Source organism: Mesorhizobium sp. G2-6-1 (genome assembly GCF_055809095.1).
The window spans coordinates 2,584,451-2,608,811 of sequence record NZ_CM147896.1 but is presented as its reverse complement, the minus strand read 5'-3'; the positions used below and the strand labels follow the sequence as shown (position 1 = coordinate 2,608,811).

Annotated in this window: 23 protein-coding genes and 2 pseudogenes; 15 read left to right on the top strand and 10 right to left on the bottom strand. The window is 56.7% G+C overall.

Translation table 11 applies throughout. The features are described 5' to 3' along the window. Positions 1-151: 151 nt before the first annotated feature. From AC0L7S_RS12585 to AC0L7S_RS12565, 5 genes and pseudogenes are all read left to right on the top strand, one after another. Positions 152-505 carry a septal ring lytic transglycosylase RlpA family protein gene (locus AC0L7S_RS12585; protein WP_473471347.1) on the top strand — a complete coding sequence of 118 codons (354 nt, stop codon included), beginning with the start codon at positions 152-154 and terminating at the stop codon, positions 503-505. Between the two features lie 181 nt (positions 506-686). After that, on the top strand, positions 687-1,964 hold the full coding sequence (locus tag AC0L7S_RS12580) for a polyhydroxyalkanoate depolymerase (RefSeq protein ID WP_473471345.1): 1,278 nt from the start codon (positions 687-689) through the stop codon (positions 1,962-1,964). A gap of 221 nt (positions 1,965-2,185) precedes the next feature. Continuing rightward, positions 2,186-2,806: a transglutaminase-like cysteine peptidase gene (locus AC0L7S_RS12575; RefSeq protein WP_473471343.1), complete on the top strand. Its 621-nt coding sequence runs from the start codon at positions 2,186-2,188 to the stop codon at positions 2,804-2,806. Positions 2,807-3,043: 237 nt separating this feature from the next. Further along, positions 3,044-3,514, top strand: a complete 471-nt coding sequence (locus AC0L7S_RS12570; protein WP_473471341.1) for a MaoC family dehydratase — start codon at positions 3,044-3,046, stop codon at positions 3,512-3,514. Next, positions 3,511-3,982: pseudogene (locus AC0L7S_RS12565) on the top strand (MaoC family dehydratase). Before AC0L7S_RS12570 ends, AC0L7S_RS12565 begins: the two are co-directional and overlap by 4 nt. A 92-nt stretch (positions 3,983-4,074) precedes the next feature. Here AC0L7S_RS12565 and AC0L7S_RS12560 read toward each other — a convergent pair. From AC0L7S_RS12560 to petA, 4 genes are all read right to left on the bottom strand, one after another. Continuing rightward, complete coding sequence (locus AC0L7S_RS12560) at positions 4,075-4,620, bottom strand: adenine phosphoribosyltransferase (RefSeq protein ID WP_473471339.1); 546 nt, start codon at positions 4,618-4,620, stop codon at positions 4,075-4,077. Positions 4,621-4,716: 96 nt separating this feature from the next. Beyond that, positions 4,717-5,574, bottom strand: a complete 858-nt coding sequence (locus AC0L7S_RS12555; RefSeq protein ID WP_473471337.1) for a cytochrome c1 — start codon at positions 5,572-5,574, stop codon at positions 4,717-4,719. 29 nt (positions 5,575-5,603) lie between these two features. Further along, complete coding sequence (locus AC0L7S_RS12550) at positions 5,604-6,908, bottom strand: cytochrome b (RefSeq protein ID WP_473471335.1); 1,305 nt, start codon at positions 6,906-6,908, stop codon at positions 5,604-5,606. A 17-nt stretch (positions 6,909-6,925) separates the two neighbouring features. Next, a complete protein-coding gene (petA, locus tag AC0L7S_RS12545) occupies positions 6,926-7,486 on the bottom strand; it encodes a ubiquinol-cytochrome c reductase iron-sulfur subunit (protein WP_473471333.1) in 561 nt (186 codons plus the stop codon). Positions 7,487-7,986: 500 nt separating this feature from the next. Here petA and AC0L7S_RS12540 point away from each other — a divergent pair, with 500 nt between their 5' ends. The 3 genes from AC0L7S_RS12540 (at position 7,987) to AC0L7S_RS12530 (ending at position 9,691) form a co-directional block, all read left to right on the top strand. Further along, entirely contained in the window at positions 7,987-8,220 is a 234-nt protein-coding gene (locus tag AC0L7S_RS12540) for a hypothetical protein (RefSeq protein ID WP_473471331.1), read from the top strand. A gap of 565 nt (positions 8,221-8,785) precedes the next feature. Then, entirely contained in the window at positions 8,786-9,016 is a 231-nt protein-coding gene (locus AC0L7S_RS12535; protein WP_473471329.1) for a hypothetical protein, read from the top strand. Between the two features lie 195 nt (positions 9,017-9,211). Continuing rightward, a complete protein-coding gene (locus AC0L7S_RS12530; protein ID WP_473471328.1) occupies positions 9,212-9,691 on the top strand; it encodes a hypothetical protein in 480 nt (159 codons plus the stop codon). 97 nt (positions 9,692-9,788) lie between these two features. On the opposite strand, the gene AC0L7S_RS12525 is transcribed toward AC0L7S_RS12530, so the two are convergent. Both AC0L7S_RS12525 and AC0L7S_RS12520 read right to left on the bottom strand, forming a co-directional pair. Then, positions 9,789-11,672, bottom strand: a complete 1,884-nt coding sequence (locus tag AC0L7S_RS12525) for an ABC transporter ATP-binding protein (protein WP_473471326.1) — start codon at positions 11,670-11,672, stop codon at positions 9,789-9,791. Beyond that, positions 11,669-13,549, bottom strand: a complete 1,881-nt coding sequence (locus AC0L7S_RS12520) for an ABC transporter ATP-binding protein (protein WP_473471324.1) — start codon at positions 13,547-13,549, stop codon at positions 11,669-11,671. The genes AC0L7S_RS12525 and AC0L7S_RS12520 overlap by 4 nt, the downstream gene beginning before the upstream one ends. 507 nt (positions 13,550-14,056) lie before the next feature. On the opposite strand from AC0L7S_RS12520, the gene AC0L7S_RS12515 reads away from it, so the two are divergent. Then, on the top strand, positions 14,057-14,515 hold the full coding sequence (locus AC0L7S_RS12515) for a tRNA (cytidine(34)-2'-O)-methyltransferase (RefSeq protein ID WP_473471322.1): 459 nt from the start codon (positions 14,057-14,059) through the stop codon (positions 14,513-14,515). A gap of 273 nt (positions 14,516-14,788) precedes the next feature. On the opposite strand, the gene AC0L7S_RS12510 is transcribed toward AC0L7S_RS12515, so the two are convergent. Continuing rightward, positions 14,789-15,046 (bottom strand): hypothetical protein, encoded by a 258-nt coding sequence (locus AC0L7S_RS12510; RefSeq protein WP_473471320.1) that lies wholly within the window; start codon positions 15,044-15,046, stop codon positions 14,789-14,791. 96 nt (positions 15,047-15,142) lie between these two features. Here AC0L7S_RS12510 and hemF point away from each other — a divergent pair. From hemF to AC0L7S_RS12495, 3 genes and pseudogenes are all read left to right on the top strand, one after another. Next, positions 15,143-16,055 (top strand): annotated as a pseudogene (gene hemF / locus AC0L7S_RS12505) (oxygen-dependent coproporphyrinogen oxidase). A gap of 274 nt (positions 16,056-16,329) precedes the next feature. Beyond that, complete coding sequence (locus tag AC0L7S_RS12500) at positions 16,330-16,590, top strand: DUF1344 domain-containing protein (protein ID WP_473471318.1); 261 nt, start codon at positions 16,330-16,332, stop codon at positions 16,588-16,590. Positions 16,591-16,754: 164 nt separating this feature from the next. After that, complete coding sequence (locus AC0L7S_RS12495) at positions 16,755-16,940, top strand: DUF1059 domain-containing protein (protein ID WP_473471316.1); 186 nt, start codon at positions 16,755-16,757, stop codon at positions 16,938-16,940. Positions 16,941-16,960: 20 nt separating this feature from the next. On the opposite strand, the gene AC0L7S_RS12490 is transcribed toward AC0L7S_RS12495, so the two are convergent. From AC0L7S_RS12490 to AC0L7S_RS12480, 3 genes are read right to left on the bottom strand one after another with little or no spacing between them, the layout of a single operon-like run. After that, positions 16,961-18,229 carry a CCA tRNA nucleotidyltransferase gene (locus tag AC0L7S_RS12490; protein ID WP_473471314.1) on the bottom strand — a complete coding sequence of 423 codons (1,269 nt, stop codon included), beginning with the start codon at positions 18,227-18,229 and terminating at the stop codon, positions 16,961-16,963. Continuing rightward, complete coding sequence (locus AC0L7S_RS12485) at positions 18,226-18,861, bottom strand: CoA pyrophosphatase (RefSeq protein WP_473471312.1); 636 nt, start codon at positions 18,859-18,861, stop codon at positions 18,226-18,228. The genes AC0L7S_RS12490 and AC0L7S_RS12485 overlap by 4 nt, the downstream gene beginning before the upstream one ends. Beyond that, positions 18,861-19,490 (bottom strand): DUF1285 domain-containing protein, encoded by a 630-nt coding sequence (locus AC0L7S_RS12480; RefSeq protein ID WP_473471310.1) that lies wholly within the window; start codon positions 19,488-19,490, stop codon positions 18,861-18,863. The genes AC0L7S_RS12485 and AC0L7S_RS12480 overlap by 1 nt, the downstream gene beginning before the upstream one ends. A 135-nt stretch (positions 19,491-19,625) precedes the next feature. On the opposite strand from AC0L7S_RS12480, the gene AC0L7S_RS12475 reads away from it, so the two are divergent. Genes AC0L7S_RS12475 through AC0L7S_RS12465 form a run of 3 tightly spaced genes read left to right on the top strand, consistent with a single transcriptional unit; the run spans position 19,626 to position 24,360 of the window. Further along, positions 19,626-20,630 carry an AAA family ATPase gene (locus AC0L7S_RS12475; protein WP_473471308.1) on the top strand — a complete coding sequence of 335 codons (1,005 nt, stop codon included), beginning with the start codon at positions 19,626-19,628 and terminating at the stop codon, positions 20,628-20,630. Then, positions 20,630-21,547: a DUF58 domain-containing protein gene (locus AC0L7S_RS12470; protein WP_473471306.1), complete on the top strand. Its 918-nt coding sequence runs from the start codon at positions 20,630-20,632 to the stop codon at positions 21,545-21,547. The genes AC0L7S_RS12475 and AC0L7S_RS12470 overlap by 1 nt, the downstream gene beginning before the upstream one ends. After that, positions 21,544-24,360 (top strand): DUF4159 domain-containing protein, encoded by a 2,817-nt coding sequence (locus AC0L7S_RS12465; protein WP_473471304.1) that lies wholly within the window; start codon positions 21,544-21,546, stop codon positions 24,358-24,360. The genes AC0L7S_RS12470 and AC0L7S_RS12465 overlap by 4 nt, the downstream gene beginning before the upstream one ends. Position 24,361: the final 1 nt, after the last annotated feature.

Sequence of the window (24,361 nt, the reverse complement as noted above, 5' to 3'; positions counted from 1 at the left end):
ACATTTGCATTTCTGCGCGATATTCATTGACGATTCTGACGCACTGTTTCCCTGCGACTCCAAACGTGTGGCGCATCGGCCAAAAAGCCCGGACATCGCCTTATTTGCTCTCTAGCCGACACACTTCTGTTATTGGAGCGATCTCGAGCAAATGAACAAGAACAACAAGACTGCGCTGGTCGCGGCTATTGTCACAACCGGTCTGATGGCAGGAACCCTGCCGGCATCCGCACAATGCGGACGTGCTTCATGGTACGCCTTGCACTCGCGCACGGCTTCGGGCGAGCGGATGAACCCTGCGGCCATGACCGCGGCTCATCGCAGCCTGCCCTTCGGCACGCGGGTCAAGGTAACAAATCGTCGAAATGGCAAAAGCGTCACGGTGCGCATCAATGATCGCGGCCCGTTCATCAAGGGGCGTGTGCTTGACCTTTCAAAAGGAGCCGCACGCAAACTTGGCTTCGTAAAAGCGGGCCATACCTCAATCTGCCTGGACCGCATCTAGAGTGATACCAGAAAAATTGTGTAGCGGTTTTCCAGTGGTTTACGTAGCAATGCTGGGTACGACTTGAAACGTTTGTATTGCGTCGCAGCAATTTGTTGTTAACCTCGCCACGGGATATTGAAGGCTCGGCACTGCTTCGTCGGAACCTTTTATCGGTCGAAAGCCGCAGCGGGGAACGTGCATGCTCTATCAGATATATGAAATGGGCCACGCGGCCATGCAGCCTGCGCGGGCATATGCCGATGCGGTGCATATGCTTTACACCAACCCGCTCAACCTCTTTCAAACACATATTGGGGCCGATCTGTGGCCGCCAGCGCCGAATTATTCGAACGCACCACCCGCCACTATGGCAAGCCGCGCTTTGGCATCGATGCGACCGTCGTGGATTCTGAAGAAAGTGCCGGTGAGTGAAAAAATCATATGGTCACGGCCATTTTGCAATCTTGTGAATTTTCAGCGGAAAGTTCCGCCAAGCCGCACCGGAGATCCCAAGCTGCTGGTCGTCGCCCCGATGTCTGGCCATTATGCAACTTTGTTGCGCGGCACGGTCGAAGCGATGCTGCCCCATGCCGACGTTCACATCACCGATTGGGTTGATGCACGCACTGTATCTCTCACCGAAGGGCGTTTCGATCTCGACGATTATATCGACTACATTATTGATATGTTGCATGAATTGGGCCCCGACACGCACGTCATGGCTGTATGTCAGCCATCGGTGCCGGTTCTGGCAGCCGTCGCGCTCATGGAGGCCCGCAAAGACCCCTGCGCCCCTGCGACAATGACACTGATGGGAGGACCCATCGACACGCGCAGCCATCCTACAGCGGTCAATGCGCTTGCCAAGCAAAAGGGCCTTGGCTGGTTTCGCGACCACGTCATCATGCCAGCACCTTGGCCAACGATGGGCTTTGGCCGCCCGGTCTATCCGGGGTTCTTACAGCTTTCGGGCTTCATGAGCATGAACCTCGACCGCCACATCACCGCCCACAAAGATTTCTTCATGCATCTGGTCAAGGATGATGGCGACAGTGCCGAAAAGCACCGTGAGTTCTATGACGAGTATATGGCAGTCATGGACCTGACAGCAGAATTTTATCTACAGACCGTGGATACGGTCTTCATTCGCCATGCCTTGCCAAAAGGCGAGATGACGCATCGCGGCACGCCGATTGAGCCTTCTGCGATTCGCAATGTCGCGCTGTTTACAGTTGAAGGCGAGAATGACGATATTTCAGGTATCGGGCAGACACGCGCCGCACATGACCTGTGCATAAACATACCAGCCGATATGAAGGCGCATTACATGCAACCGACGGTTGGCCATTACGGGGTTTTCAACGGCTCACGTTTCCGCAGTGAGATCGTGCCGCGCATAGTTGATTTCATGTCGCGCAATAGCCATGAAGGCCGCTTTACAGCGAAATCTCGTGCTGTGGGCGCAAAACGGGCCTGAGACGATGCCCTCGGTGTTGCTGCAAAAAATGCCGCTTTCAATGAATTACTCTGGTTGCACCTGAACGGCGTAATTACATCTGGCGCTCATCAAGACTGTTGCACAATCGCCGCGATTTTGCCTGTGATGGTAACCATGCCCCAAATGGCTTGCCGCGATCAATTGACACGCCCTGTAAATCCCCATTAACATTTCGTTAATAAAAAGGGGCGAGCGGCACCATGACTTCCTCACTGAGGACGATCCCGATACGTTTGTGCTTTGCATTCATTGTCGCGGCACCGGCAATGGCTTGGAGCGGTCCTGTTTTGGCGGCCAGTGGCATGGTGACCGGCGGTATTACCTCCCAACCAATCGGGCATTATAATTTCTGCAAGGCAAACCGGGCCGAATGTTCCATCCGCTCGCGCAATCTCACGCCAGCCAGATGGACCAAGGCCCTGCGTCGGAAATTGACCAGCGTCACCGCAAAGGTCAATCACGCGGTCGTGCCTATGAATGACATCGATATTTATGGCAAGGATGAGGTTTGGGCTTATCCGGACCGCGGCGTCGGTGATTGCGAGGATTATGTGCTGGAAAAGCGGCGCATATTGCACCGGCAGGGTGTGTCACTGGCAAATCTCCTGATTACGGTCGTCCGCAAGCCCGATGGCGAAGGCCATGCCGTACTGACGGTACGCACCAGCAATGGTGATTTCATCCTCGACAATCTGACTGACAAGGTTCGCGCCTGGCAGCAAACAGGCTATCGCTTCCTCAAGCGGCAGGCGACGAACAACACTGGCCGGTGGGTCTCGATCCGCGGCGATCAGCAACTTCTGGTCGGCTCGGTACAGTAGGTTCTTAATGTCAAATCTACATTGATATGAGTGGCCCACGCATTCGCATGCGTGGCGTCAAAGCTGGCCAATCCTTCCCCGGTGACATGAATGCCAGCACACTTTCAGACCTCCAAACGGCGGTTGGAGTGGCATTGCGTGTCCTGGGCCGGTCAAATCGACGCGTTACACCAACAAAACTTGCTGTGTTCGAGATATGACAACATCGTATATATCAGATTTGAACAAGGCATCCGCATGACCACCAGCACATGGGCCTACGAGAATTTCGTTGAGGGCAGCTCGCTGGAGCTTGGACCGAAAATGGTCACATCCGAAGAGATCATAGAGTTCGCGTCCGAATTCGATGCTCAACCGATGCATCTGGATGAAGATGCCGGCAGGGCCAGCATATTGGGTGGGTTGGCGGCATCAGGCTGGCACGTCTGCGCGATGTTCATGCGCATGCTGTGCGACGCCTTCCTGCTCGACTCGACATCACAGGGATCACCGGGGATAAATCACGTCAAATGGAAAAAGCCTGTCCTGGCAGGCGACCGACTGACCGGCAGCACCACGATCCTCGCCAAACGCCCTTCAAAATCGAACCCTCGCCTTGGCTTAGTGACCATGCGAACGGAATTGTTCAACCAGAATGGCGAATGTGTATTTGAACTTGAAAATACCGGTATGTTTCTGACCCGTGCAGCCGCACTCGGTGCATCATGACCCTGGACGAGTTCTTCGGCATCGGCACCACCGTCACATTGGGTTCCCATAAATTCACGGCAGACGAAATCAAGGCGTTTGCCGCCAAATACGACCCTCAAATATTTCATCTCGATGAAGAGGCGGCAAAACACAGCGTGCTTGGCGGTCTATGCGCATCGGGTTGGCATACCGCCGCAACCTGGATGAAATACAATCTCGCCTCGATCAAGAGGCAAGGAGAGCGTGCGTGGCCTGGACCCGGACCGATGCCACAGTTTGGTCCCTCCCCCGGCTTCAAGAATCTGAAATGGCTAAAGCCTGTTTATGCTGGTGAGACCATTACATTCACGCGCACAGGGCTCTCCCACAGGGCAATCGCATCACGTCCGGGCTGGCGAATGCTGTCCATTCGCGCCGAGGCATTCGATCTCGACAGGTGACAAGGTGATCGAATTCGAAAACGCAGTCCTCATCGACACCAACTGAGCACATCGCGCAACCAGCACTCACGTTTACCACCGGTTCTTTAGCTGTCGAAGCTTCGCATCTAATGCTGTCGCACGAAATGTGCAGCGGTTTTAGTGACCGGCGAAGCCGATCAGCGTTCTGACGGGAACGCCCAGCGCTTCCAGCTTTTTCCGCCCGCCCAGATCCGGCAAATCGATGACAAAACATGCCGCCACAATGTCAGCTCCGATCTGCCGGAGCAGTTTCACCGCGGCCTCCGCCGTCCCACCCGTGGCAATCAGATCATCGATGAGGATCACCTTCTCGCCACCAGCCACGCCATCCTTGTGCATCTCCATTTCATCCAGCCCGTATTCGAGGCTGTAGGCCACGCGAACTGTCTCATGCGGCAGCTTGCCCTTCTTGCGGATCGGAACGAACCCGGCCGAAAGCTGATGGGCAACTGCGCCGCCGAGTATGAAACCACGCGCTTCAATACCGGCAACCTTGTCGACTTTTTCTCCGGCAAACGGGTGGACGAGTTCGTCGATGGCACGGCGAAATGCCCGCGCATTACCAAGCAACGTCGTGATGTCTCGAAACAATATTCCCGGCTTCGGATAGTCGGGGATGGTGCGGATCGCACCAAGCAGTGTTTCTTCGAGAGAGGGCTTCATAAATCGCTTCCAGTTGCACAGCAGTTTTGACTGCTCGCAACGAAAAAGAAAAGAGCGCCGATGGGCGCCCCTTCGATTTCATACTGCATTTTGCATTTAGTGTGGAATGTCGCCCCACACCTTGCGCTTGGTCATGTACAATAGTGCACTGAACAGCAGCAGGAATATCACAACGCGAAAGCCCGTCTTCTTGCGCTCTTCGAGGTGCGGTTCTGCTGCCCACATAAGGAAGGCTGAAACGTCCTCAGAATACTGCTCGACGGTCTGCGGTGACCCATCGTCATACGTCACCTGATCGTCCGACAACGGTTTTGCCATCTTCAATGATACGCCTGAAGCGAAATAAGGATTGTAGTGCGTACCCTCGGGGATCTGCATACCGGCAGGCGGTTGCTCGTCAAAGCCGGTGAGCAACGAGTGGATATAGTCTGGCCCGCCTTCAGCATATTGCGTGAAGATGTCAAAGATGAAGGTCGGGAAGCCACGTTCCACACCGCGCGCCTTGGCAAGCAGCGACATATCTGGCGGCGCAGCGCCGCCATTGGCCGCAGCCGCAGCCTGTTCATTTGGAAATGGCGATGGAAAATAGTCCGACGGCTTACCGGGGCGGTCGAACATATCCCCATCATCATTGGGGCCATCGTTGATGGTATACTCCGCCGACAGCGCCTTGACCTGTGCCTCGGAATAGCCAAGGTCTTCCAGCGACCTGAACGCCACCAGATGCATGGAGTGGCACGCCGAGCAAACTTCCTTGTAAACCTTGAAGCCGCGCTGCAATTGCGCTTTGTCATAAGTTCCGAAAGGACCGGCAAAGCTCCAGTTCGATTGCTTGGGTTCATGGATCGGGAAATGCGTAGGCGCTGCCTCGCTATGCCCCTCTTCCTGAGCGATTGCCGCTGTGCCAGCACATATCATTGTCAGTGCCGCCAGAGAGGTGAGAATCTTCTTCATGCCAAAATTCCTCTAAGATTCTCTATCACTCAGCCTCGGGTTTCCGCGGACGCCGTAGCACCCGCAGGATGACCGCCGCCTGAACCCTTGTTCTTTTCCAGGACCGCTTCTGTGATCGAGTTCGGCAAACGCCTGGGCGTCTCTATCAGACCCAAGACAGGCATGACGATCAGGAAGAAGGCGAAGTAGACCAGTGTCGCCAATTGAGCCATCAGCACATAGGAGCCTTCAGCGGGCCGCGAACCAAGCCAGCCAAGCAATATGGCGTCAGCCAGGAACACCCAGAAGAACAATTTGAACCAGGGCCGGTAAACGGCTGAACGCACCTTTGAAGTGTCGAGCCAGGGCACCACAAACAGCACGGCGATTGCGCCGAACATAGCCAGAACGCCACCAAGCTTGGAGTTGATCGGTCCGATGTTGAAGGTGATGGCGCGCAAGATCGCGTAGAATGGCAGGAAGTACCATTCAGGCACGATGTGAGCAGGCGTCTTCAGCGGATTGGCAATCGTGTAATTATCGGGATGACCCAGATAATTTGGCAGATAGAAGACAAAATAGGCGAACACCAACAGGAACACAGCCATGCCGAATGCATCCTTGACGGTTGCGTAGGGCGTGAATGCCAATGTGTCGGTCTTGGACTTGACTTCAATACCAGTCGGATTGTTCTGGCCGGTCACATGCAGCGCCCACACATGCAGCACAACAACACCCGCGATCATGAAGGGCAGCAAATAGTGCAATGCAAAGAAACGGTTGAGCGTTGGATTGTCGACCGCAAACCCGCCGAGCAGAAGCTGCTGAATCCAGTCGCCGACCAGCGGGATCGCCGTAAAGAAGCCGGTGATGACCGTCGCGCCCCAGAAACTCATCTGTCCCCAAGGCAGCACATAGCCCATGAAGCCGGTCGCCATCATCAACAGGTAGATGATGCAACCCAAAATCCACAGCAGTTCACGCGGCGCTTTGTAGGAACCGTAATAAAGACCACGGAAAATATGGATATAGACGGCAACGAAGAAGAATGACGCGCCGTTGGAGTGCAGATAGCGAAGCAGCCAACCGTGATTGACATCGCGCATGATCTTCTCGACCGAATTGAAGGCGAGATTGGTGTCTGACGTATAATGCATCGCCAGAACGATGCCCGTCAGAATCTGCGCCACCAGCATGATCGACAAGATACCGCCGAACGTCCATGCATAATTGAGATTGCGTGGCACCGGATAGGCAACGAACGAATCATAAACCAGCCGCGGCAATGGCATGCGCGCATCGAACCAGCGTCCAATTCCGGTTTTCGGCGTATAGGTCGAGTGTCCCTCGCTCATCGAATTGTCCCTCTGCCTCAGCCGATAAGAATCTTGGTGTCGGAGATAAACTTGAATACCGGCACAGCCATGTTTTCCGGTGCAGGCCCCTTACGGATACGGCCAGCCGTATCGTAAACCGAGCCATGGCATGGACAGAACCAGCCGCCATACTCACCTTCCTGACCAAGAGGAATGCAGCCGAGATGGGTGCAGACCTGAACCATGACCATCCAGGCTTCCTTGCCCGGCGTGGTACGGTTGGCGTCGGTTGCCGGCGCATCGCTTGCCAGATTGGCATTGCGCGCGATCGGATCTTTGAGATCGTCGAGTTTTACGTCCTCGCCGCTCTTCATTTCTTTCGGCGTGCGATTACGCACCACCACCGGTTTGCCACGCCACTTGACGATCAACGAGGAGCCGGCCGTCAGCGACGCAACATCGACTTCAACCGTCGACAGCGCCAGCGTCGAAGCATCCGGCCGCATCTGATCAATGAAAGGCCAGGCAAAAGCTCCGGCGCCGACAACGCCTGCCATACCTGTAGCGATATAGAGAAAGTCACGACGGTTGGGATCGTCAATTTCGTTTGCGCTCACGGGTGCCTGATCCTTTCGCCTCTTCCGTGCCGCAGGACGAGTATTTGTCCCCACTCGCAACGCCGCCCATCAGCGCATGGCAACGGGCTAGCGAATTCCTCCGGCATTTGGGTTTCGGTTTATGCGCGAAGCCTTCGCTTGTCCAGACCGCAACAGGCAGGACGGCAGATTGTCGCGCCTCCTGTGAATAGCGGATTTCGCCGGCGCGTTGCGCCATTCGCCTCTCATACGCGCGAACCTCGCCACAGAGCGAGATCAAAGGCGCTTGCGCAACGATAGGGCGCAAATCTCGCCTTGGCTGCGTAAGCAACCGAAACGCGCATCCCCAGAGGGGAAAAGCCCTAGCAAACCGGAGTATATTAGGGGTTGCGAAAATATACAGCGCACGTATGAGGTGCGGTTAAGCCATAGTATCTATTAAACTACCACCTATGATTAGCGTCCGAATCAGCTCTCGCATGTTAATTTTCAGTCTTCGCGCATGGATAGGAGATTTTGAAATGAGGGCAACAAGGGCATTGCCGATCGCACTGGCATTTACAGTTTTCAGCAGTTTACCAGCATTTGCTTTGTCATCTTGGTTTCCATCACATAATGGTGGTGGCGGCGGTGGCGGCTCAGTCTCACATTCGGCACCCGGTCCCGTTATCGGCCTGGGATTGCCAGCCGCCGTTGCTTTCGGCGGTTTCGTCTGGTTGAGACGCCGGGCACGCAATACCAAAGACAAGAAATAGCGGTCATACGCGTTTAAAGCGGAGCTTTCACAAGGCTCCGCTCAATTTACGACAATGCCGCACGTCGAAACAACTGGAAGGCGCTTTCCACCAAGCGCATGTTGTAACGAAGAGCGCTGGGGTAAAATTTACGAGGCGCGTGGGCACGTGGTCGCAATCAATTCCATGATAGATGACAATCGGCGCGAAAGTCGCCGAACCGCCTCGGCAATCCCGCGGAATTTGCTGTTTTGCGGACTTGCCGGAATCGGTTTCCTCAATGGAATCAGTGAGAAGGCCGGAACCGCATTTGAGCGCGAAGGCCTCCTGCTCTCGCTATTTAATACTTTTGGCGTAAGCGTCATCATCTGGGCGGCTGGCCTTAGCGCTGCATTTTTCCTCTATCGCGCTGAGCCGCGCCCCGCTGGGCGGATGGATTTCTGCCGTCGCGCTTCTTGCGGCTCTGTGTTTTCTTGCGCCCGCCCCGTTTCTGAGTTGGCTCGGCGTAAGTCTCATTGCTGCCTATCTTTGCCTTTCTTCCCAACCTTCGGATGATCTGCGCAAAGCCGGTGCAATTCTCTTTGCCTTGACCATCCCGATGTTATGGGCGCGCATTCTTTTTGCGGCGGCCAGTACGACGATACTGGAGGTCGACGCCAAGCTCGTCGGGTGGGTGGTCGGCACCCAAAGCAGCGGCAATACGATCCCGCTTGCCGATGGGTCCGGCGTCATATTCCTCGAACCGTCATGTTCATCTCTGACCAATGTCTCGCTCGCCATCCTTTGCGCGGTCCTGTTCATAAAAATTCAGGGGTGAAGTGGTCACCGGCAGCAATTGGCGCAACGATCGGTGCCTGTACCGCCACGGTTCTTATCAATGTATGCCGGATATCCCTGATCGGTTTGATGCCGCAGTACTACACGCAGATCCACGGACCAATCGGCGCATTGATTGCGTCCTGGATCACCATCGCCGCCATATTATTGATTTTCAGCTATGGAATAAAAACCAATGCCCCGGCTGCTGCTTAGTTCGGCGCTCGCGCTTCTCCTGCTCGTGAGCTTGACCCTCAAGCTTCAGCTTGGGTCGGCAACAAATTTCAGCGCGCAATATCCGGGCAATGAAGACATCGCGGCCATGCTGGCAAAAAACCAGTTTGCCGTGACGATGCCAAAACCCGATACCGACCCACTTTGGGTTTCCGGTGAGCGGGACAAATGCCACCTGCGAATTGCCAATGTATCGCCCCAGGGCTGGCACCGTGCAGCGGTCGAGTGGAAGGCTGGCAACGATTCGGCAAGCTATTCGGCAGGTTCCGCGCTGTATGATCAGCAACCAATCGTCAAACCGCTGATGCGTCACTATTTTCGCAGGCTTGAGCGCTATATGGGCATCAATGCACCGCCGGTTCTGATACGGGCAATCATCCGGTCTGGCGAATGCCCGGACAGCATGGTTTCGCCGGCAGAACTGGCAGCACTTTCCAACTGATCATAACGTTGCAAGCGGCCACTTTTGGGCGACATGCATCTTGTTTTTCATGCATGTCGTTATCCCAAAACCGGTAGCCACTTTTGGGCGACATGCATTACTCCGCAGGGCGGGTTTCTTCGAGCGCGCTTTCCTCGCTGAACAGGAAGCCGCCCGACTGGCGCTTCCATAAACGTGCATAAAGACCGTCGAGCGCGATAAGCTCGTCATGCGTGCCATCTTCGATGATGCGCCCGCCGTCGAGTACAACAAGTCGGTCAAGAGCCGCGATGGTCGATAGCCGATGCGCTATGGCCACGACGGTCTTGCCATGCATCAGTCGTTGAAGGTTTTCCTGGATCGCGGCCTCAATATCGGAATCGAGCGCAGAGGTCGCCTCATCGAGAATGAGAATAGGCGCGTCCTTGAGGAACACCCGCGAGATGGCAACACGCTGGCGCTGCCCCCCGGACAATTTGACACCGCGCTCACCGACAAACGCCTCGTAGCCAGCCCGGCCGCGATTGTCGCGCAAGGCAAGAATGAAATCATGTGCCTCTGCTTTTCTGGCCGCCTCGATGACCTGCGCGTCGGATGCATCCTCCATGCCAAGCTTGATATTGTCGCGCAAGGAACGGTGGAATAACGCCGTCTCCTGACTGACGACACCGATATTGGAGCGCAGCGAATCCTGTGTGACCAGCGAGATATCCTGCCCGTCAATTTCGATATGTCCCTTTTCGAGGTCGTAAAGACGCAGGATCAAATTAGCGAGCGTCGTCTTGCCTGCACCGGACGGCCCGACCAGTCCCACTTTCTCACCCGGGTGGATGGTCAGCGCGATGCCATCAAGCACACCTGAGTCCTTGCCATAGTGAAATTCCACGTTCTTCACATCGATACGCCCACCCGTGACTTCAAGTTGCTTCGCATCAGGCGCATCGGTCAGGCCCAGCGGCTGAGAAATCAGCGCCTTCGAGTTTTCCAGAACGCCAAGATTACGCAGAATGCTGTTGAGCTGCATCATCAGGCGTCCAAGCAGCATGTTCAGGCGCAAAACAAGCGACAGCGTAAAGGCAACAGCGCCAACCGTGATGAGATTATCAACCCAGAGAAAGACCGAAAAGCAGCCGATCGCCGTGATCATGATGCCTGATAAAGTGGTGAGCGCTATCCGCACGCCGGTCAGACTGCGCGTGAAGGGCCTCAAAGCCCCGAGATAGATATCAAAGCCCTTGCGAATATAGCTATCGTCGCCATCGGCGGCAAAAAGCTTCAACGTTTGAACGTTGGAGTAGGAATCGACAAGCCGCCCATTGATCATAGAACCGGCCTCGGCCGTTGCCTCGGCATATTTGCGCACCGTCGGCAGATAGATCTTGGCCAGCCAGCCGAACGCCATGATCCAGACCACGACAAGTGCCGCAAGGCGCCAATCCAGCCCCGCCACCAGCACCAGCGTGGTGACGGTGTAGACGAGCATGAACCAGACCACCTCAATGAAACTTTCCATCAGGTCGCCGGTTGCCTGCCCCGCCTGCCAGACCTTGGTGGCGATACGGCCGGCAAAATCATTTTGAAAGAAGGAATATGACTGGCGCGAAACATGGCGATGCGCCTGCCAGCGCACCAGATTGTAAAAGCCGGGCGTGATTGTCTGCTCGTCAACCAGCGTTGCCAGAGCGACAATGCTGGTGCGCACGACCAAGACGACCACGATCATGAAAACCAGTTCCCAACCGGCTGCGTTCCACAACGCTTCCCAACTACGCTCGGCCGGAAGCTGGTCGAGAATATCGACCAACCGCCCGACGAAGTAGAACAGGCCGGCCTCGACCAGTGGCGCAATGCCGCCAATGACAAGCATGGCAAAGAAGGCGACTTTCGCCTGGCCCACATAGTGCCACAGGAAAGCGCCAACCGTCGTCGGAGGGCGAAGGTTCGCCGGTTCCCTGAAGGGATAGACCCAGTTCTCGAACCACCGATAGACACCACTCATCATTCCGCGGCTTGCCCCTCCGCACCTGCATCGTTTGCAGGCTCCCCAGGCCCATCATCGAGCAGGAACCCGCCGGACTGGCGCTGCCACAACTGCGCGTAGAGCCCGCCCCTGGCAATAAGCGCCTCATGCGTGCCTTCCTCGATGATGCGCCCCTTGTCCATCACCACAAGCCGGTCCATCGCCGCGATGGTCGATAGCCGGTGTGCTATGGCAATGACTGTCTTGCCCTGCATCAGCTTGTACAGATTCTCCTGAATGGCTGCCTCCACTTCCGAATCGAGCGCCGAAGTCGCCTCATCAAGGATGAGGATCGGCGCATCCTTCAACATGACGCGCGCAATTGCGATGCGTTGGCGCTGGCCACCTGACAGTTTGACGCCGCGTTCGCCAACATGAGCATCGAAACCCTTGCGGCCTTTCGCGTCGGCCAGCCCGCCGATGAACTCCATTGCCGCAGCACCTCGCGCCGCCTCCAGCATCATCGCCTCACCGGCATCAGGGCGTCCATAGAGGATGTTGTCACGTACAGAGCGGTGGAGCAGCGATGTATCCTGCGTAACCATGCCGATCTGGGCACGCAACGAATCCTGTTTGACCGAAGCGATCTCCTGATCGTCGATCATGATCCGTCCCTTTTCGAGATCGTAGAAACGCAGCAGCAGATTGACCAACGTCGATTTGCCGGCACCCGAGCGCCCGACAATGCCAACCTTTTCACCCGGCTTGACGGTGAGCGAAAGGTTTTCGATCACGCCCGTTTTCTTGCCATAGTGGAATCCGATGTTCTCGAAGGCGATTTCACCCTTGTCGACGACGATATCCTGCGCATTGGAGCGATCTTCCACCAGCCTTGGCAGCGAGATCGAGCCAATACCGTCGCGCACCGTGCCGATATTTTCAAACAGCGCCGATGTTTCCCACATGATCCACTGCGACATGCCCCACAAGCGCAGCACCAGTCCGATGACCACCGCGACTGCGCCAATCGACACCGCCTCATTCAACCATAGCCAGATCGAAAGTGCAGCAACCGAGAACAAGAGCAGAGAATTGAGCATGTACAAGAAGCCGTACAGGCCAGTGACCAGCCGCATCGAGCGGTACACAGTATCCAGAAATATCGACATGCTGTCGCGGGCATAGGAAGCCTCGCGCCTGGCGTGAGAGAACAGTTTCACGGTCTGGATATTGGCGTAGGAATCGACAACGCGGCCAGTCATCAATGAACGGGCATCGGCCTGCTGCTCGGCGACCTTGCCGAGACGTGGGATGAAATACCGCAACAAAACGAGATAACCCGCGAGCCAGATCACCAGAGGAATGGCCAACCGCAAATCGGACGAACCAACGATGAAAAGCATACCGAGAAAGTAGACCGTGACATAGTTGAGAACGTCGATCAGCTTGATGACGCATTCGCGCACCGCAAGCGCGGTCTGCATCAGTTTGGTTGCGATTCGGCCTGCAAATTCATCCTGATAGAACGTCATCGACTGCTTGAGCAGATAGCGATGCACGTCCCAGCGGATGCGCATCGGATAGTTGCCCATCAGGATTTGCTGATGGATAAGCGATTGAACGAAAGCCATTCCCGGCAATGCGACGACCACGACAAGACCCATTGCAGCCAGTTTCCAGCCTTCTGTCTGAAGGAATGTTTCCCGGTTCTGGGCCGACAGCCAGTCGACGATGCGGCCAAGGAAGCCGAACATCCAGACTTCCACCAATGCGATAGCGGTGATCAAAAGACCGGTTGCCACAAGATAGGGCCATGCCCCACGCGTGTAGTGCAGGCAAAACGCAATCAGCGTTCTCGGTGGCTCGACAGGCTCCGCAACCGGAAACGGATCAAGCTTTTGTTCAAACCACTTAAACATGGCGTCGGCACTCTTTCATGATCTGGTCTCAGCCCGAAATCCGGGGTGTATCGGAATAGCAGATTGGAACGCGGATGCTCTTGACGAAGTGCCGCCCCTATCCGTGAGATATAGGATAGCATTGGCAATTTCCCGACAGGCCTGTTGCAACCATCCTGACAGGCCAGAAGGTGAGAGCACGCCACCGAACGTGGAAGTCTTTATGGGCATTGGGAACATCGCAAGGTTCCTTTGAAAACCGTAAACGGATTTCGGCGGAAATCAGCGCGATCTTGTCTGGAATGTCAGTGAATCGTCGAACCGAATGCCGCCGTCAGGCCGGGTGCCCACTGGTGGGGCGGTAGATATTCAGGCACATCGTGAAGTCCATAACCGCCTCCCTCAGTTCGAGTTGACAATGTCAGCATTATAAAAGCATTCCAGAAAGATGACCACACGAAAGTCCCACCATCGCGAAATCCACGATCTGGATGTGACCGATCTGCCACGCACAAAAAGCGCCTGAAAATGAATGACGGTCTTCGCATTGCACTCTATCAGCCCGATATCGCCGGCAATACCGGAACAATCTTGCGCCTTGCCGCCTGCCTTGGGTTGAGCGTCGATATTATCGAACCCGCCGGTTTCGACCTGTCCGACCGGGCACTCCGGCGCGCTGGCATGGATTATCTCGAAATGGCGGTGTTGATCCGCCACGTCGACTGGCAGGCATTCGAGGAGCAACGCATCGCTGCGAAACGCAGATTGGTGCTTTTGTCGACCAAAGCCACCCTGCCCTACACCGACTTCACATTTGAAAATGGCGACACGCTTCTGTTTGGTCGCGAATCATCTGGCGTGCCCGACCACGTACATGCCGCTGCCGACGCCCGTCTCATCATCCCGATGGCCGGTGGCACCCGTTCCATCAATCTCGCTCTTTCCACCGCCATGGTGGCGGGCGAAGCGATACGCCAACTTCGGTAGCGGCGTGGCAGTTGCGGCCATCACTGTGAATATCACCCCCTCTGCCCTGCCGGACGGAGGGGGTGCGAAAGAACGCAAACCTATATGCAACTGCAATGCTTGGTAGCCGGGCGCCTGATTCATTACCTGAAGAACGCACATCAGTGCGCGCTGATTGGAGTCATCTTTCAGAGGCTTGGCGCGGCAAACTCGACCAGAGGATCATGCACTTGAAGAAGCTGCGCGATGGCGCGAGCTGCTGCAATGGCTGATTGCGCCTCTAAAAAGCAGGAGTTAATCAGCTGCTGGCAAGCGGCGTATTGTAAACTCGATAAGATCGCCGGGGCGCTCGAACCAACTCTCGATCGACGTCCAGTAGGCCTGCTTTGGCCAACGCTCGAACCATTCCTGCGCTTTTTGCCGCGCATCGTGACGTGGCAGCACGAAAGTTTCACGCAAAAAGCCGTCGCGCGGTGCGCCTCCACGCTCGGCACGGCTTTGATCCAGCCTTTTCTTGAGGCCATCCAGCGGCGGCCTAGCCGGGGTGCGCAAAAAGCCTCCTTGACGCTTGTGGCTGACAGATTAGGGATCACTGAGGTAAAAGACGAGTCATTTGTCGGGCCAGAACGCCCAAACCGGAGACGGCCATTGGAAAGACCCGATATACCGGCTGGACTGCCCGCCGACATCGAAACCAAAAGGCAGGCAGCGCGCGATTGGTTTGAGCAATTGCGTGACCGCATCTGCGCTAGCTTCGAGACGATAGAAGATGAGTTGCAGGGGCCATTGGCATCGTGGCAACCGGGGCGTTTTGAAAAACGCCGTGGTTGCGTGACGATGGCGCGGGCGGCGGCGGCACCATGTCGATCATGCATGGGCGTGTTTTCGAAAAAGTCGGCGTACACACCTCAACCGTCCATGGCGAGTTCTCGCCGGAGTTTCGCAAGCAGATTCCAGGGGCCGAGGAAGACCCCCGTTTCTGGGCAAGCGGCATCTCTTTGATCGCGCATCCATGGAATCCCAATGTTCCCGCTGTGCACATGAACACGCGTATGGTTGCGACGTCGCGTCTATGGTTTGGCGGCGGTGCCGATCTCACGCCGGTGCTTGACCGGCGTCGCACCCAAGAAGACCGCGACACCCTCGCCTTTCACCGGGCGATGCAGTTCGCATGCGAAAAAATAGTGATGTCGCTGACTATGACAGGCTGAAAGCATGGTGCGACGAATATTTCTTTCTCCCTCACCGCAACGAAGCGCGTGGCATTGGCGGCATATTCTTCGACTGGCTGCATTCGCCAGAAGAAAAAGGCGGTTGGGACGCGGACTTTTCATTCGTTCAGGACGTTGGTCGTTCATTCCTCGTGGTTTACCAGCATCTGCTGCGCGCCAATTTCAACGATAACTGGAGCGATGGCCAGCGCGAAGAACAACTCATTCGCCGCGGACGCTATGCAGAATTCAACCTGCTTTATGATCGGGGAACCATTTTTGGCCTGAAGACCGGCGGAAATGTGGATTCAATCTTGTCCAGCCTGCCACCAGAAGCAAAATGGCCGTGAAAAACTCCAGATAGCCGTAAAATTTTCGTGAGCAGAACGCCTGCCGCAATCGGGTCCAAATGTCGAAATTCGGGCCTTGATTGTGGCGATTCATTCCGCACAGATTTTCTTTTTCGTCTAATTCACAGCGCAAAATTCAACGTTATTTTTTCGCCCAGACCGGGAAACGCCGGCGGTTCGCGAACTCACGAACCGCGACACGACGTTTCCTGACGGTCTAAGTCCAAGTCGGGCACCGATCAAGAAAGTGCCCGCATTTTCAGGAGAGCCTGCCATGCGCAAGCTTGTTGTTTCCGCTACCCTTGCCGCCATCCTCGCCAGTGGTTCCGTTGCTTTCGCCGCAACCCATCACACCACCGGCAGCGTCAAAACCTTCAACGTGACCGCCAAAAGCCTTGTTCTCAAGGACGGCACATCGTTCATGCTGGCCAAGACATTCAAGGATCCGGGCCTCAAGGTCGGCGAGAAGGTCAAGGTTTCGTGGGATATGAGCGGCAAGAACAAGGTCGCTGAAACGGTTAAGATCGTGAAATAACGATATAATTACAGAACTAAGGTGAGAAAGGCGAAATACCCGTTTCGCCTTTCTCACAGCCAAAGTGGAAGAAAATTTGATCGGAAAACCGCAGGTCGGCGCAATCAATCGCCTCATTTCATGATATGCTTTGTTCCCGAACGACACCAGGAAGGGAGAATCCGATGAAGGAATATCACTGCGGGTCACTCGTCCCCGGTTGCGACTGGCATACGCGCGCCGATGAGGAAGCCGAGGTCATGCGCCGCGCTGTCGAGCATATGCGCAATACACATGGCGAAACGATTATCCGCGAAACGATGGTCGAGGCCATCCGTTCCCGCATCGAAAAGGTTCGTGACGCGGCTTAGGATGGGGACTCGTTCAAATCCTAGCTGATGTCGATCTCTTTTGCGGCGCGCTCGAGAAGCGGGTCGCGCTCAAGAACGAAGCCCGATTCGATCCACACATTCTCCAACTGCTTCAACAGCGAGCCGAGTTTTGGTCCCTGCGCGAGACCGAGAGCTGCCAGATCAGCACCTTTGAGCGGGAATGCCGGCTTCTTCCATTTCAGCGCAAAGGCGAGCAAACGCGAATAGCCACCCGCCTCGACCAGCGCCTTGTCGTTTTCGACAGCGCGCGCCCGCGCCCCAGCAAGCGAAAGCCGCAAGCGATCGACGAACACTTGGTGATCGCCAAGATAGAGGAGTTTCGCCAGGCCGCTTTCGGTGATTTTGGGATCAACCGCTGGCCTCAGCGCCCAGCGCTCCATGCGATTGGTTTGTGCGCTCGACAGCTTAAGCCGCTCGGCCAGCATCTTCATGCGGGCGGGATCGGGAGGAACAATTGCTTGCAGCCGAAGCATGGGGTCGGCTAGCCAGTCGAAATCCTGCTCCGCCTTGACGAGCCCATGCACCGAATCGATGCCCCATTTCTCGCTTTCCGGCAAAACGCGCGACAAAACACCCGCCTGACGCATCCATAAAAGCGCGCGCGGGGTCTGGTGCCGAAAAAGCTTTTTCAGTTCCATCCACACCCGCTCCGCCGAGAGCTGGTCCAGCCCTTCTTTCAAGCGCGCGCAGGCTTTCAATCCATCAGCATCGGGACGTCCTTTGCCATACCAGGCAAAGAAGCGGAAAAAGCGCAATATGCGCAGATAGTCTTCGCGGATACGCGTTTCCGGTTCTCCAATGAAGCGCAAATTATGCGCCTCGAGATCGGCAAGACCGCCGACAAGGTCGAGCACGCACCCGTCGGCGTCGGCATAAAGCGCATTGATGGTAAAATCGCGCCGCGCCGCATCGGCTTTCCAGTCCCGCCCAAACAAGACCTTGGCGTGACGGCCATCGGTTTCAACATCAGCACGCAATGTCGTGACCTCGAACGCCCTGCCACCGGCAATGACGGTAACGGTGCCATGCCCGATGCCGGTTGGCACCACCTTGAACCCAGCCGATTTCGCACGGCGCATCGTTTCTTGCGGCAATGTCGTCGTGGCAATGTCCACATCGGAGACTGGCAAGCCCAGCAACGCATCGCGCACGCCGCCACCGGCAATCCGCGCCGTCTCTCCTTCATCAGACAATACGGCAAGCAACTGCTGCAAGTGATCGTTATCAAGCCAGTCGACTCGCCCGGCAATGCTCACCGTCTCGCTCACGCGTAAAGCCTTTCGTAAAGCGTGCGGATGATGCCCGCGGTCACGCCCCAGATACGACGCCCGCCATAAGGCATCTCATAGAAAAACCATTCCCGGCCGTTCCACATGCGGCTGTCGCGTCTATGGTTGGCCGGGTCCATAAGGAAACGCAACGGTACCTCGAACGCCGCATCCACCTCATCTGGATTGAGCTGCAGTTTGAAATCGGGTTTGACCACGGAAAGGACCGGCGAAATGCGGTAGCCTGTGCCCGAAACATAATCGGGCATGCGCCCGATCACATCAATATTGCCCTCGCCAAGCCCGATTTCTTCCATCGTTTCACGAAGTGCGGCAAATTCCACCGTGGGATCGGTTGCGTCGATGCGTCCGCCCGGAAACGCGACCTGTCCCGTATGGTTGCGCAAGGTTTCGGCACGCTTGGTCAAAAGGACAGTTGCGTCCTTCCCGTGATCGACAACCGGAATAAGCACAGCAGCATCGCGCAGTTTACCTTCGCTTGCAAAAAGGCGCGGATGACCGGGGTTGTAGCGATGGTCGCCATAATCTTCGCCGTCATCGCCAACGCGCTGTCGTGCAGCCCTGACGCGAAACCCTTCCACCGAGAATGGCGATTCTGTAGCGAGTTCCATCAGGCGCTCAGCCGTTTCAGTCTATCCATCGCCATGATCGGATAGACCTGCCCGTTGGAACGAATCGCAAATGTCATTTGGCCATCGATGTCGATCTCCTCGCCATATTCGACCAGTTCATACATCACCGCTCGTCCCACCAGCGCTTCCAGCCTGCCGCGAACCAGAACATAAGGCTTCAGGCCACCTGTTTCTTCTTCTTCGACAAAGCGAAGCGGGTGATCTGCTCCTGCTTCCACCACATCGCCAACATTGGTGCGGAAAGTGGCGACCTGTGTGTTTCCCGAGCCGGAAACATTGACTTCAACTGCAACAAAGGGTGCATCAACAACGCGAATGCCGACCTTTTCCACCGGCGTAACAAGATATGTCTTGCCGTCTTCATCCTTGCGCAGCACAGTGGAAAAAAGCTGAACCAGCGGCATGCGGCCAATGGGAGTGCCAAGATAGAACCATGTGCCATCCTGCCTGATTTCCATGTCGAGATCGCCACAGAAGTCAGGATTCCAGCGTTCAACCGGCGGCAAACCCTTGCCGGCGCGCGCCGCGCGCGAAATCAACGCTTCCAGCCCGCCCGTATCGGCTGCGCCCGAAAGGCTATCTTCACGATGTTTGGAGTGTTCGCTCATGGTCACGAAATAGTCACTGTTGTTGCGCTTGTCAGCCTAGCCCTGTGAATTAGACTTCTAACGCGTTTTACGCGAAGCCGAATCGCAGACTATCGGTGATTGACTTTCAATTCCAACCACAAGGACTGATGCAGCATGAGCGTCATTGTCAAGGAAAGCCCCATAAGCGAAAAGGAAATGATTGCACAGGCCGAGAAAGCCCTGGCCGACATTTCCCGTATTCGCGATGGCGTCGGCAAAGTCATTTTCGGCCAGGAGAGCGTTGTCGAGCGCACGCTTGTGGCACTGCTTGCCGGGGGCCATGCGCTGCTGGTCGGTGTGCCGGGCCTTGCCAAGACCAAGCTGGTGGAAACGCTGGGCATCGTGCTCGGCCTCGATACGAGCCGTATCCAGTTCACGCCTGACCTGATGCCATCCGATATTTTGGGCTCGGAGGTGATGGAGCAGGACGAAAAAGGCCGCCGGTCCTTTCGTTTCATTTCCGGCCCGATTTTCGCGCAACTGCTGATGGCCGACGAAATCAACCGCGCATCGCCACGCACCCAGTCGGCGCTTTTGCAATCGATGCAGGAATACCATGTCACGGTGGCCGGTGCCCGCCACGACCTGCCCGCACCGTTCCACGTTCTGGCCACGCAAAATCCACTGGAGCAGGAAGGCACCTACCCGCTGCCCGAAGCACAGCTCGACCGCTTCCTGATGCAAATCGATATTCTCTACCCCGAACTGGAAGCGGAACGGCGCATCCTTATGGAAACAACAGGAAGCGATGAAGCAAAAGCCGCCAATGTTCTCGAACCCGCAAGGCTGAAGGAAATTCAGACGCTGATCCGGCGCATGCCGGTATCCGAAAGCGTCGTCGAAGCAATTCTAACCCTCGTCCGGTCGGCTCGTCCGGGCCAGGGCAATGCCGATACCGACAAGAACGTCGCCTGGGGTCCTGGCCCCCGCGCCAGCCAGGCACTGACGCTTTGCGCGCGCGCCCGTGCCCTTTACGATGGGCGGCTGGCGCCCTCCATAGACGACGTGCGCGCATTGGCCGAACCTGTATTGCAGCACCGCATGGCCCTGACATTTGCCGCGCGGGCCGAAGGAATGAGCGTACGCGATGTCGTAGCAAGACTGGTCAAAGGCATCTGATGGCCAGGATCGGCGAAGCCCAGCCACCGTCATCAGCACAGGAAGCGCTGGCGCGTGGACGGCAGCGGGCTTCGCTTGTGCCCGATCTGCTGGTTGAGGCCCGCCGCATCGTCAACACAGTGATAGCCGGCTGGCATGGCCGCCGCAAACGCGGCATTGGCGAGAATTTCTGGCAGTTCCGCCCTTATGTCGAAGGCGAAGCTGTCAACCGTATCGATTGGCGACGCTCTGCTCGCGATGATCACACCTATATTCGCGACCGCGAATGGGAGGCCGCCCACACCGTATGGCTTTGGGCCGACGCTTCGCCATCTATGCTGTACAAATCGTCAACTGCACGGATTTCAAAGGAAACACGCGCACTGGTGCTGGCTCTCGCCATGGCCGAGCTATTGTCGCGCAGCGGCGAACGCATAGCATGGCCGGGGCTGACCGATCCGTTCACGGCGCGCAATGGGGCCGAACGCATCGCCTCACACCTCGCCCACTCGCCCATTCGACCAGTAAAACCCGACCTTTCCACCATCAAACGGTTTTCCGATATTGTTTTGATAAGCGACTTTCTCGACCCGGTCGAAGAAACCTTTGAATGGCTCGACGGGTTGGCCCGTCATGGTGTGCGCGCTCACTTGATCGAAGTCGCCGACCCAGCGGAAGAATCCTTTCCCTATGCCGGACGCACCGAATTTACCGACCCGGAAACCGGAGAGAAGTTGACCGCTGGCAGGGCCGAAACACTCGGTGATGCCTATCGCAACCTATATCATGCCCGCAGGCATGAACTGGCGAGCCGCTGCAAGCGGCTGGGCTGGAGTTACACCACCAACCACACGGACAAACTGGCTTCAGATGCACTGGTTCGCATGCACCTTGCCATGAGTGGCGATAGCTTTCCCGCCCAAAGGTTCAGCGCATGAGCTGGCTACCGCTCTCCTTCGGCGCACCCGCGATCCTTTGGGGATTACTCGCACTACCTGTGATCTGGTGGTTGCTGAGATTTACGCCGCCCAAACCGCAGAGCGAAATATTCCCGCCTTTGAAGATATTGGCGCGGGTGTTGAAGCGCGAGGAAACGCCGCAACAAAGCCCGTGGTGGCTCACACTTTTGAGGCTATTGATGGCAGCCCTTGTCATAGCCGCACTTGCCGAACCGGTTTTCAATCCGCGTGAAACGCTGCCGACCAATGGCAAAGCGCTGGCGCTTGTCATCGACAATGACTGGGCCGCAGCCCCCGATTGGGACAAACGCGTTGCCACAGCCGAAAGGCTGATCAACGATGCGGGTGAAAACGGCGTGCCGGTGATTGTCGCCTTTACCGCCGAAAAACCCAATGCCGAGATAGGTCCGTTTGACGCCAGTGCCGCACTTGACCGGTTACGCGCCGCCAAGCCACGTCCGATCCCGACCGATCGCCCCGCTGTTTATGCGCGTGTTGCCGATGCACTGGCTTCCTTGCCCGGTGCCAGCGTCGCCATACTGGCTGACGGGCTTGCCGCCAAAGGCGACGAAGCCGCATTCAACACGCTGTTGTCGCGCAATGCGGCAAATGTCGTGTGGGCCGTGCCGGACCGGGTCGCGCCGGTCGGACTGGTCGATGCCGAAAACGAAGTGGATGGCTTCGCCCTGACCGCCATACGCGCGCCGGGAAACCCCGGACCGGGGCAAGTCAGCGCTGGCGCGTTCGACGACAAGGGGCGGCGCATTGCCGATGCGACATTGACGTTTGGCCCTGGCGAAACCAAGGCCACGGGAACCATGAGCGTTCCATTCGAATTGCGGAACGATTTCGCGGCCATATCGCTGGACGGTGAACGCCAGGCGGGCGCAGTGCGCGTTCTCGATGACAGTTCAAAACGCCGCCGTGTCGGACTGTTGTCGCAAGCTGAGGCCGATCAGGCGCAGCCGCTTTTGTCACCGCTCTTTTATATCCGGCGAGCACTTTCGCCCTTTGCCGATCTTGTCGAGCCGCAAAGTGCTGATCTTGCCGACGCCATCCCACAGATTCTGGCCCGCAAACCGGCGATGATCGTCATGGCCGATATAGGCACCATTCCCACGGAAGTCCGCCAACTATTGGTCGATTGGGTCGACAATGGCGGCATGTTGGTGCGCTTTGCCGGGTCGCGGCTGGCCGCTGCAAGCGATAATGACGATCTGTTGCCGGTCAAGCTGCGCACCGGCGAGCGATCATTGGGAGGTGCACTTTCCTGGACAACCCCGCAACCAGTGGCGGAATTTCCCAAAACCGGCCCATTTGCCGACCTTGCGCCGCCCGCAGAGGTTACGGTCAGCCGGCAGGTGCTGGCCGAACCATCGCCGGATATTGTCGAGCGAACCTGGGCAAGCCTTGCCGATGGCACACCTTTGGTGACAGGTCTGAAGAAGGGAAAAGGCACGCTCGTGCTGTTTCACGTCACGTCGGAAGCAACCTGGTCGAACCTGCCGATTTCCGGCAGTTTCGTGGAAATGCTACGCCGCATTGTACAATTGTCGCGCAATCAAGGCACCGTTACCGTAAATACCGACGCCCCGGCCGCTTCGCTGGCCCCTTATCGCATGATCGCTCAAGATGGTGCCCTCACGGCACCGCCCTCCGATGCGCGTCCGCTGACGCCGGGTAGTAGCGCAGCCGTCACCATTGAAAATCCGCCCGGTCTTTATGGTTCCGACGCAGGCGTGCTGGCGCACAATCTGCTTGAACCTGAAAGTACGTTTGCGCTGCTGAAACGCCCCGAGGTTTCGGTTCCTGTTACGACCGTCCAGTACGCATTCGACGAATCCCGCCACCTCAAAGGGGCGCTGGTTGGTATTGCCCTGGCCTTGATGGCTCTTGATACACTGGCCGTGTTCTGGATGGGTGGCCTGTTTTCACGCCGACGCCAAGCGCGAGGCGCAGCAACGGCTGTGGCCTTGTTCATGGCGCTTGGCGCCTTGGTCGCACACCCAAACCATGCAAGAGCCGACGACTCAAAGCCCGGCGACGCAGCCGCAATAGAAGCCATCTCCAAAACCAGAATAGCCTATGTCTTGACCGGCGAACCCGGCGTCGACGCCGTCAGCCGTGCGGGACTGGAAGGTCTCGTTCGCTTCCTGATCGACAAGACGGCCCTGGAACCTGGAGAGCCATCGGGGGTCGACATCGCCAAGGATGAGCTTTCCTTCTACCCCTTGATCTATTGGCCAGTGGATGAAACTGCGCCAATGCCAAGCCAGGCAGCGATTGCGCGCATCGACGCCTATATGCAGCAAGGTGGCACGGTCCTGTTTGACACGCGCGATCAATTTTCCAGCGGCATCGACGCGGGGTCCACCAGTCCCGCCACCCAAAGGCTGCGCGCCATACTGGGCAATCTCAACGTGCCGCCATTGGAACCGGTGCCAGCCGATCACGTCTTGACCAAATCCTTCTTCATCCTCTCGGAGTTTCCCGGGCGCTTTAACGGCAGCCCGCTTTGGGTCGAGGCGTCGCTCAATGCCAGAAACCCCGAAAACAGGCCGGTACGAACCGGAGACGGCGTTTCCCCGATCATGATCACGGCCAATGACTTTGCCGGCGCATGGGCAATAGATGCCAGCGGCTACCCGCTGCTGCCAACTGTGCCCTCTGACCCGATGCAGCGCATTTATGCGTTGCGCGCTGGTGTCAACATCATGATGTACATGCTGACCGGCAACTATAAATCCGATCAGGTTCATGTCCCGGTTCTACTCGAACGGTTGGGGCAGTGAT

Excerpts from the sequence above, each read along its gene's own strand:
- AC0L7S_RS12550 (WP_473471335.1), bottom strand. The coding sequence starts at position 6,908 with ATGAGCGAGGGACACTCGACCTATACGCCGAAAACCGGAATTGGACGC.
- AC0L7S_RS12500 (WP_473471318.1), top strand. The coding sequence starts at position 16,330 with ATGCGCAAGCTTGTTGTTTCCGCTACCCTTGCCGCCATCCTCGCCAGT.
- AC0L7S_RS12530 (WP_473471328.1), top strand. The coding sequence starts at position 9,212 with ATGCCCCGGCTGCTGCTTAGTTCGGCGCTCGCGCTTCTCCTGCTCGTG.
- AC0L7S_RS12520 (WP_473471324.1), bottom strand. The coding sequence starts at position 13,549 with ATGTTTAAGTGGTTTGAACAAAAGCTTGATCCGTTTCCGGTTGCGGAG.
- AC0L7S_RS12560 (WP_473471339.1), bottom strand. The coding sequence starts at position 4,620 with ATGAAGCCCTCTCTCGAAGAAACACTGCTTGGTGCGATCCGCACCATC.
- AC0L7S_RS12485 (WP_473471312.1), bottom strand. The coding sequence starts at position 18,861 with ATGGAACTCGCTACAGAATCGCCATTCTCGGTGGAAGGGTTTCGCGTC.
- AC0L7S_RS12465 (WP_473471304.1), top strand. The coding sequence starts at position 21,544 with ATGAGCTGGCTACCGCTCTCCTTCGGCGCACCCGCGATCCTTTGGGGA.
- AC0L7S_RS12555 (WP_473471337.1), bottom strand. The coding sequence starts at position 5,574 with ATGAAGAAGATTCTCACCTCTCTGGCGGCACTGACAATGATATGTGCT.
- AC0L7S_RS12525 (WP_473471326.1), bottom strand. The coding sequence starts at position 11,672 with ATGATGAGTGGTGTCTATCGGTGGTTCGAGAACTGGGTCTATCCCTTC.
- AC0L7S_RS12570 (WP_473471341.1), top strand. The coding sequence starts at position 3,044 with ATGACCACCAGCACATGGGCCTACGAGAATTTCGTTGAGGGCAGCTCG.
- AC0L7S_RS12585 (WP_473471347.1), top strand. The coding sequence starts at position 152 with ATGAACAAGAACAACAAGACTGCGCTGGTCGCGGCTATTGTCACAACC.
- AC0L7S_RS12515 (WP_473471322.1), top strand. The coding sequence starts at position 14,057 with ATGAATGACGGTCTTCGCATTGCACTCTATCAGCCCGATATCGCCGGC.
- AC0L7S_RS12495 (WP_473471316.1), top strand. The coding sequence starts at position 16,755 with ATGAAGGAATATCACTGCGGGTCACTCGTCCCCGGTTGCGACTGGCAT.
- AC0L7S_RS12470 (WP_473471306.1), top strand. The coding sequence starts at position 20,630 with ATGGCCAGGATCGGCGAAGCCCAGCCACCGTCATCAGCACAGGAAGCG.
- AC0L7S_RS12475 (WP_473471308.1), top strand. The coding sequence starts at position 19,626 with ATGAGCGTCATTGTCAAGGAAAGCCCCATAAGCGAAAAGGAAATGATT.
- AC0L7S_RS12575 (WP_473471343.1), top strand. The coding sequence starts at position 2,186 with ATGACTTCCTCACTGAGGACGATCCCGATACGTTTGTGCTTTGCATTC.
- AC0L7S_RS12580 (WP_473471345.1), top strand. The coding sequence starts at position 687 with ATGCTCTATCAGATATATGAAATGGGCCACGCGGCCATGCAGCCTGCG.
- AC0L7S_RS12480 (WP_473471310.1), bottom strand. The coding sequence starts at position 19,490 with ATGAGCGAACACTCCAAACATCGTGAAGATAGCCTTTCGGGCGCAGCC.
- AC0L7S_RS12540 (WP_473471331.1), top strand. The coding sequence starts at position 7,987 with ATGAGGGCAACAAGGGCATTGCCGATCGCACTGGCATTTACAGTTTTC.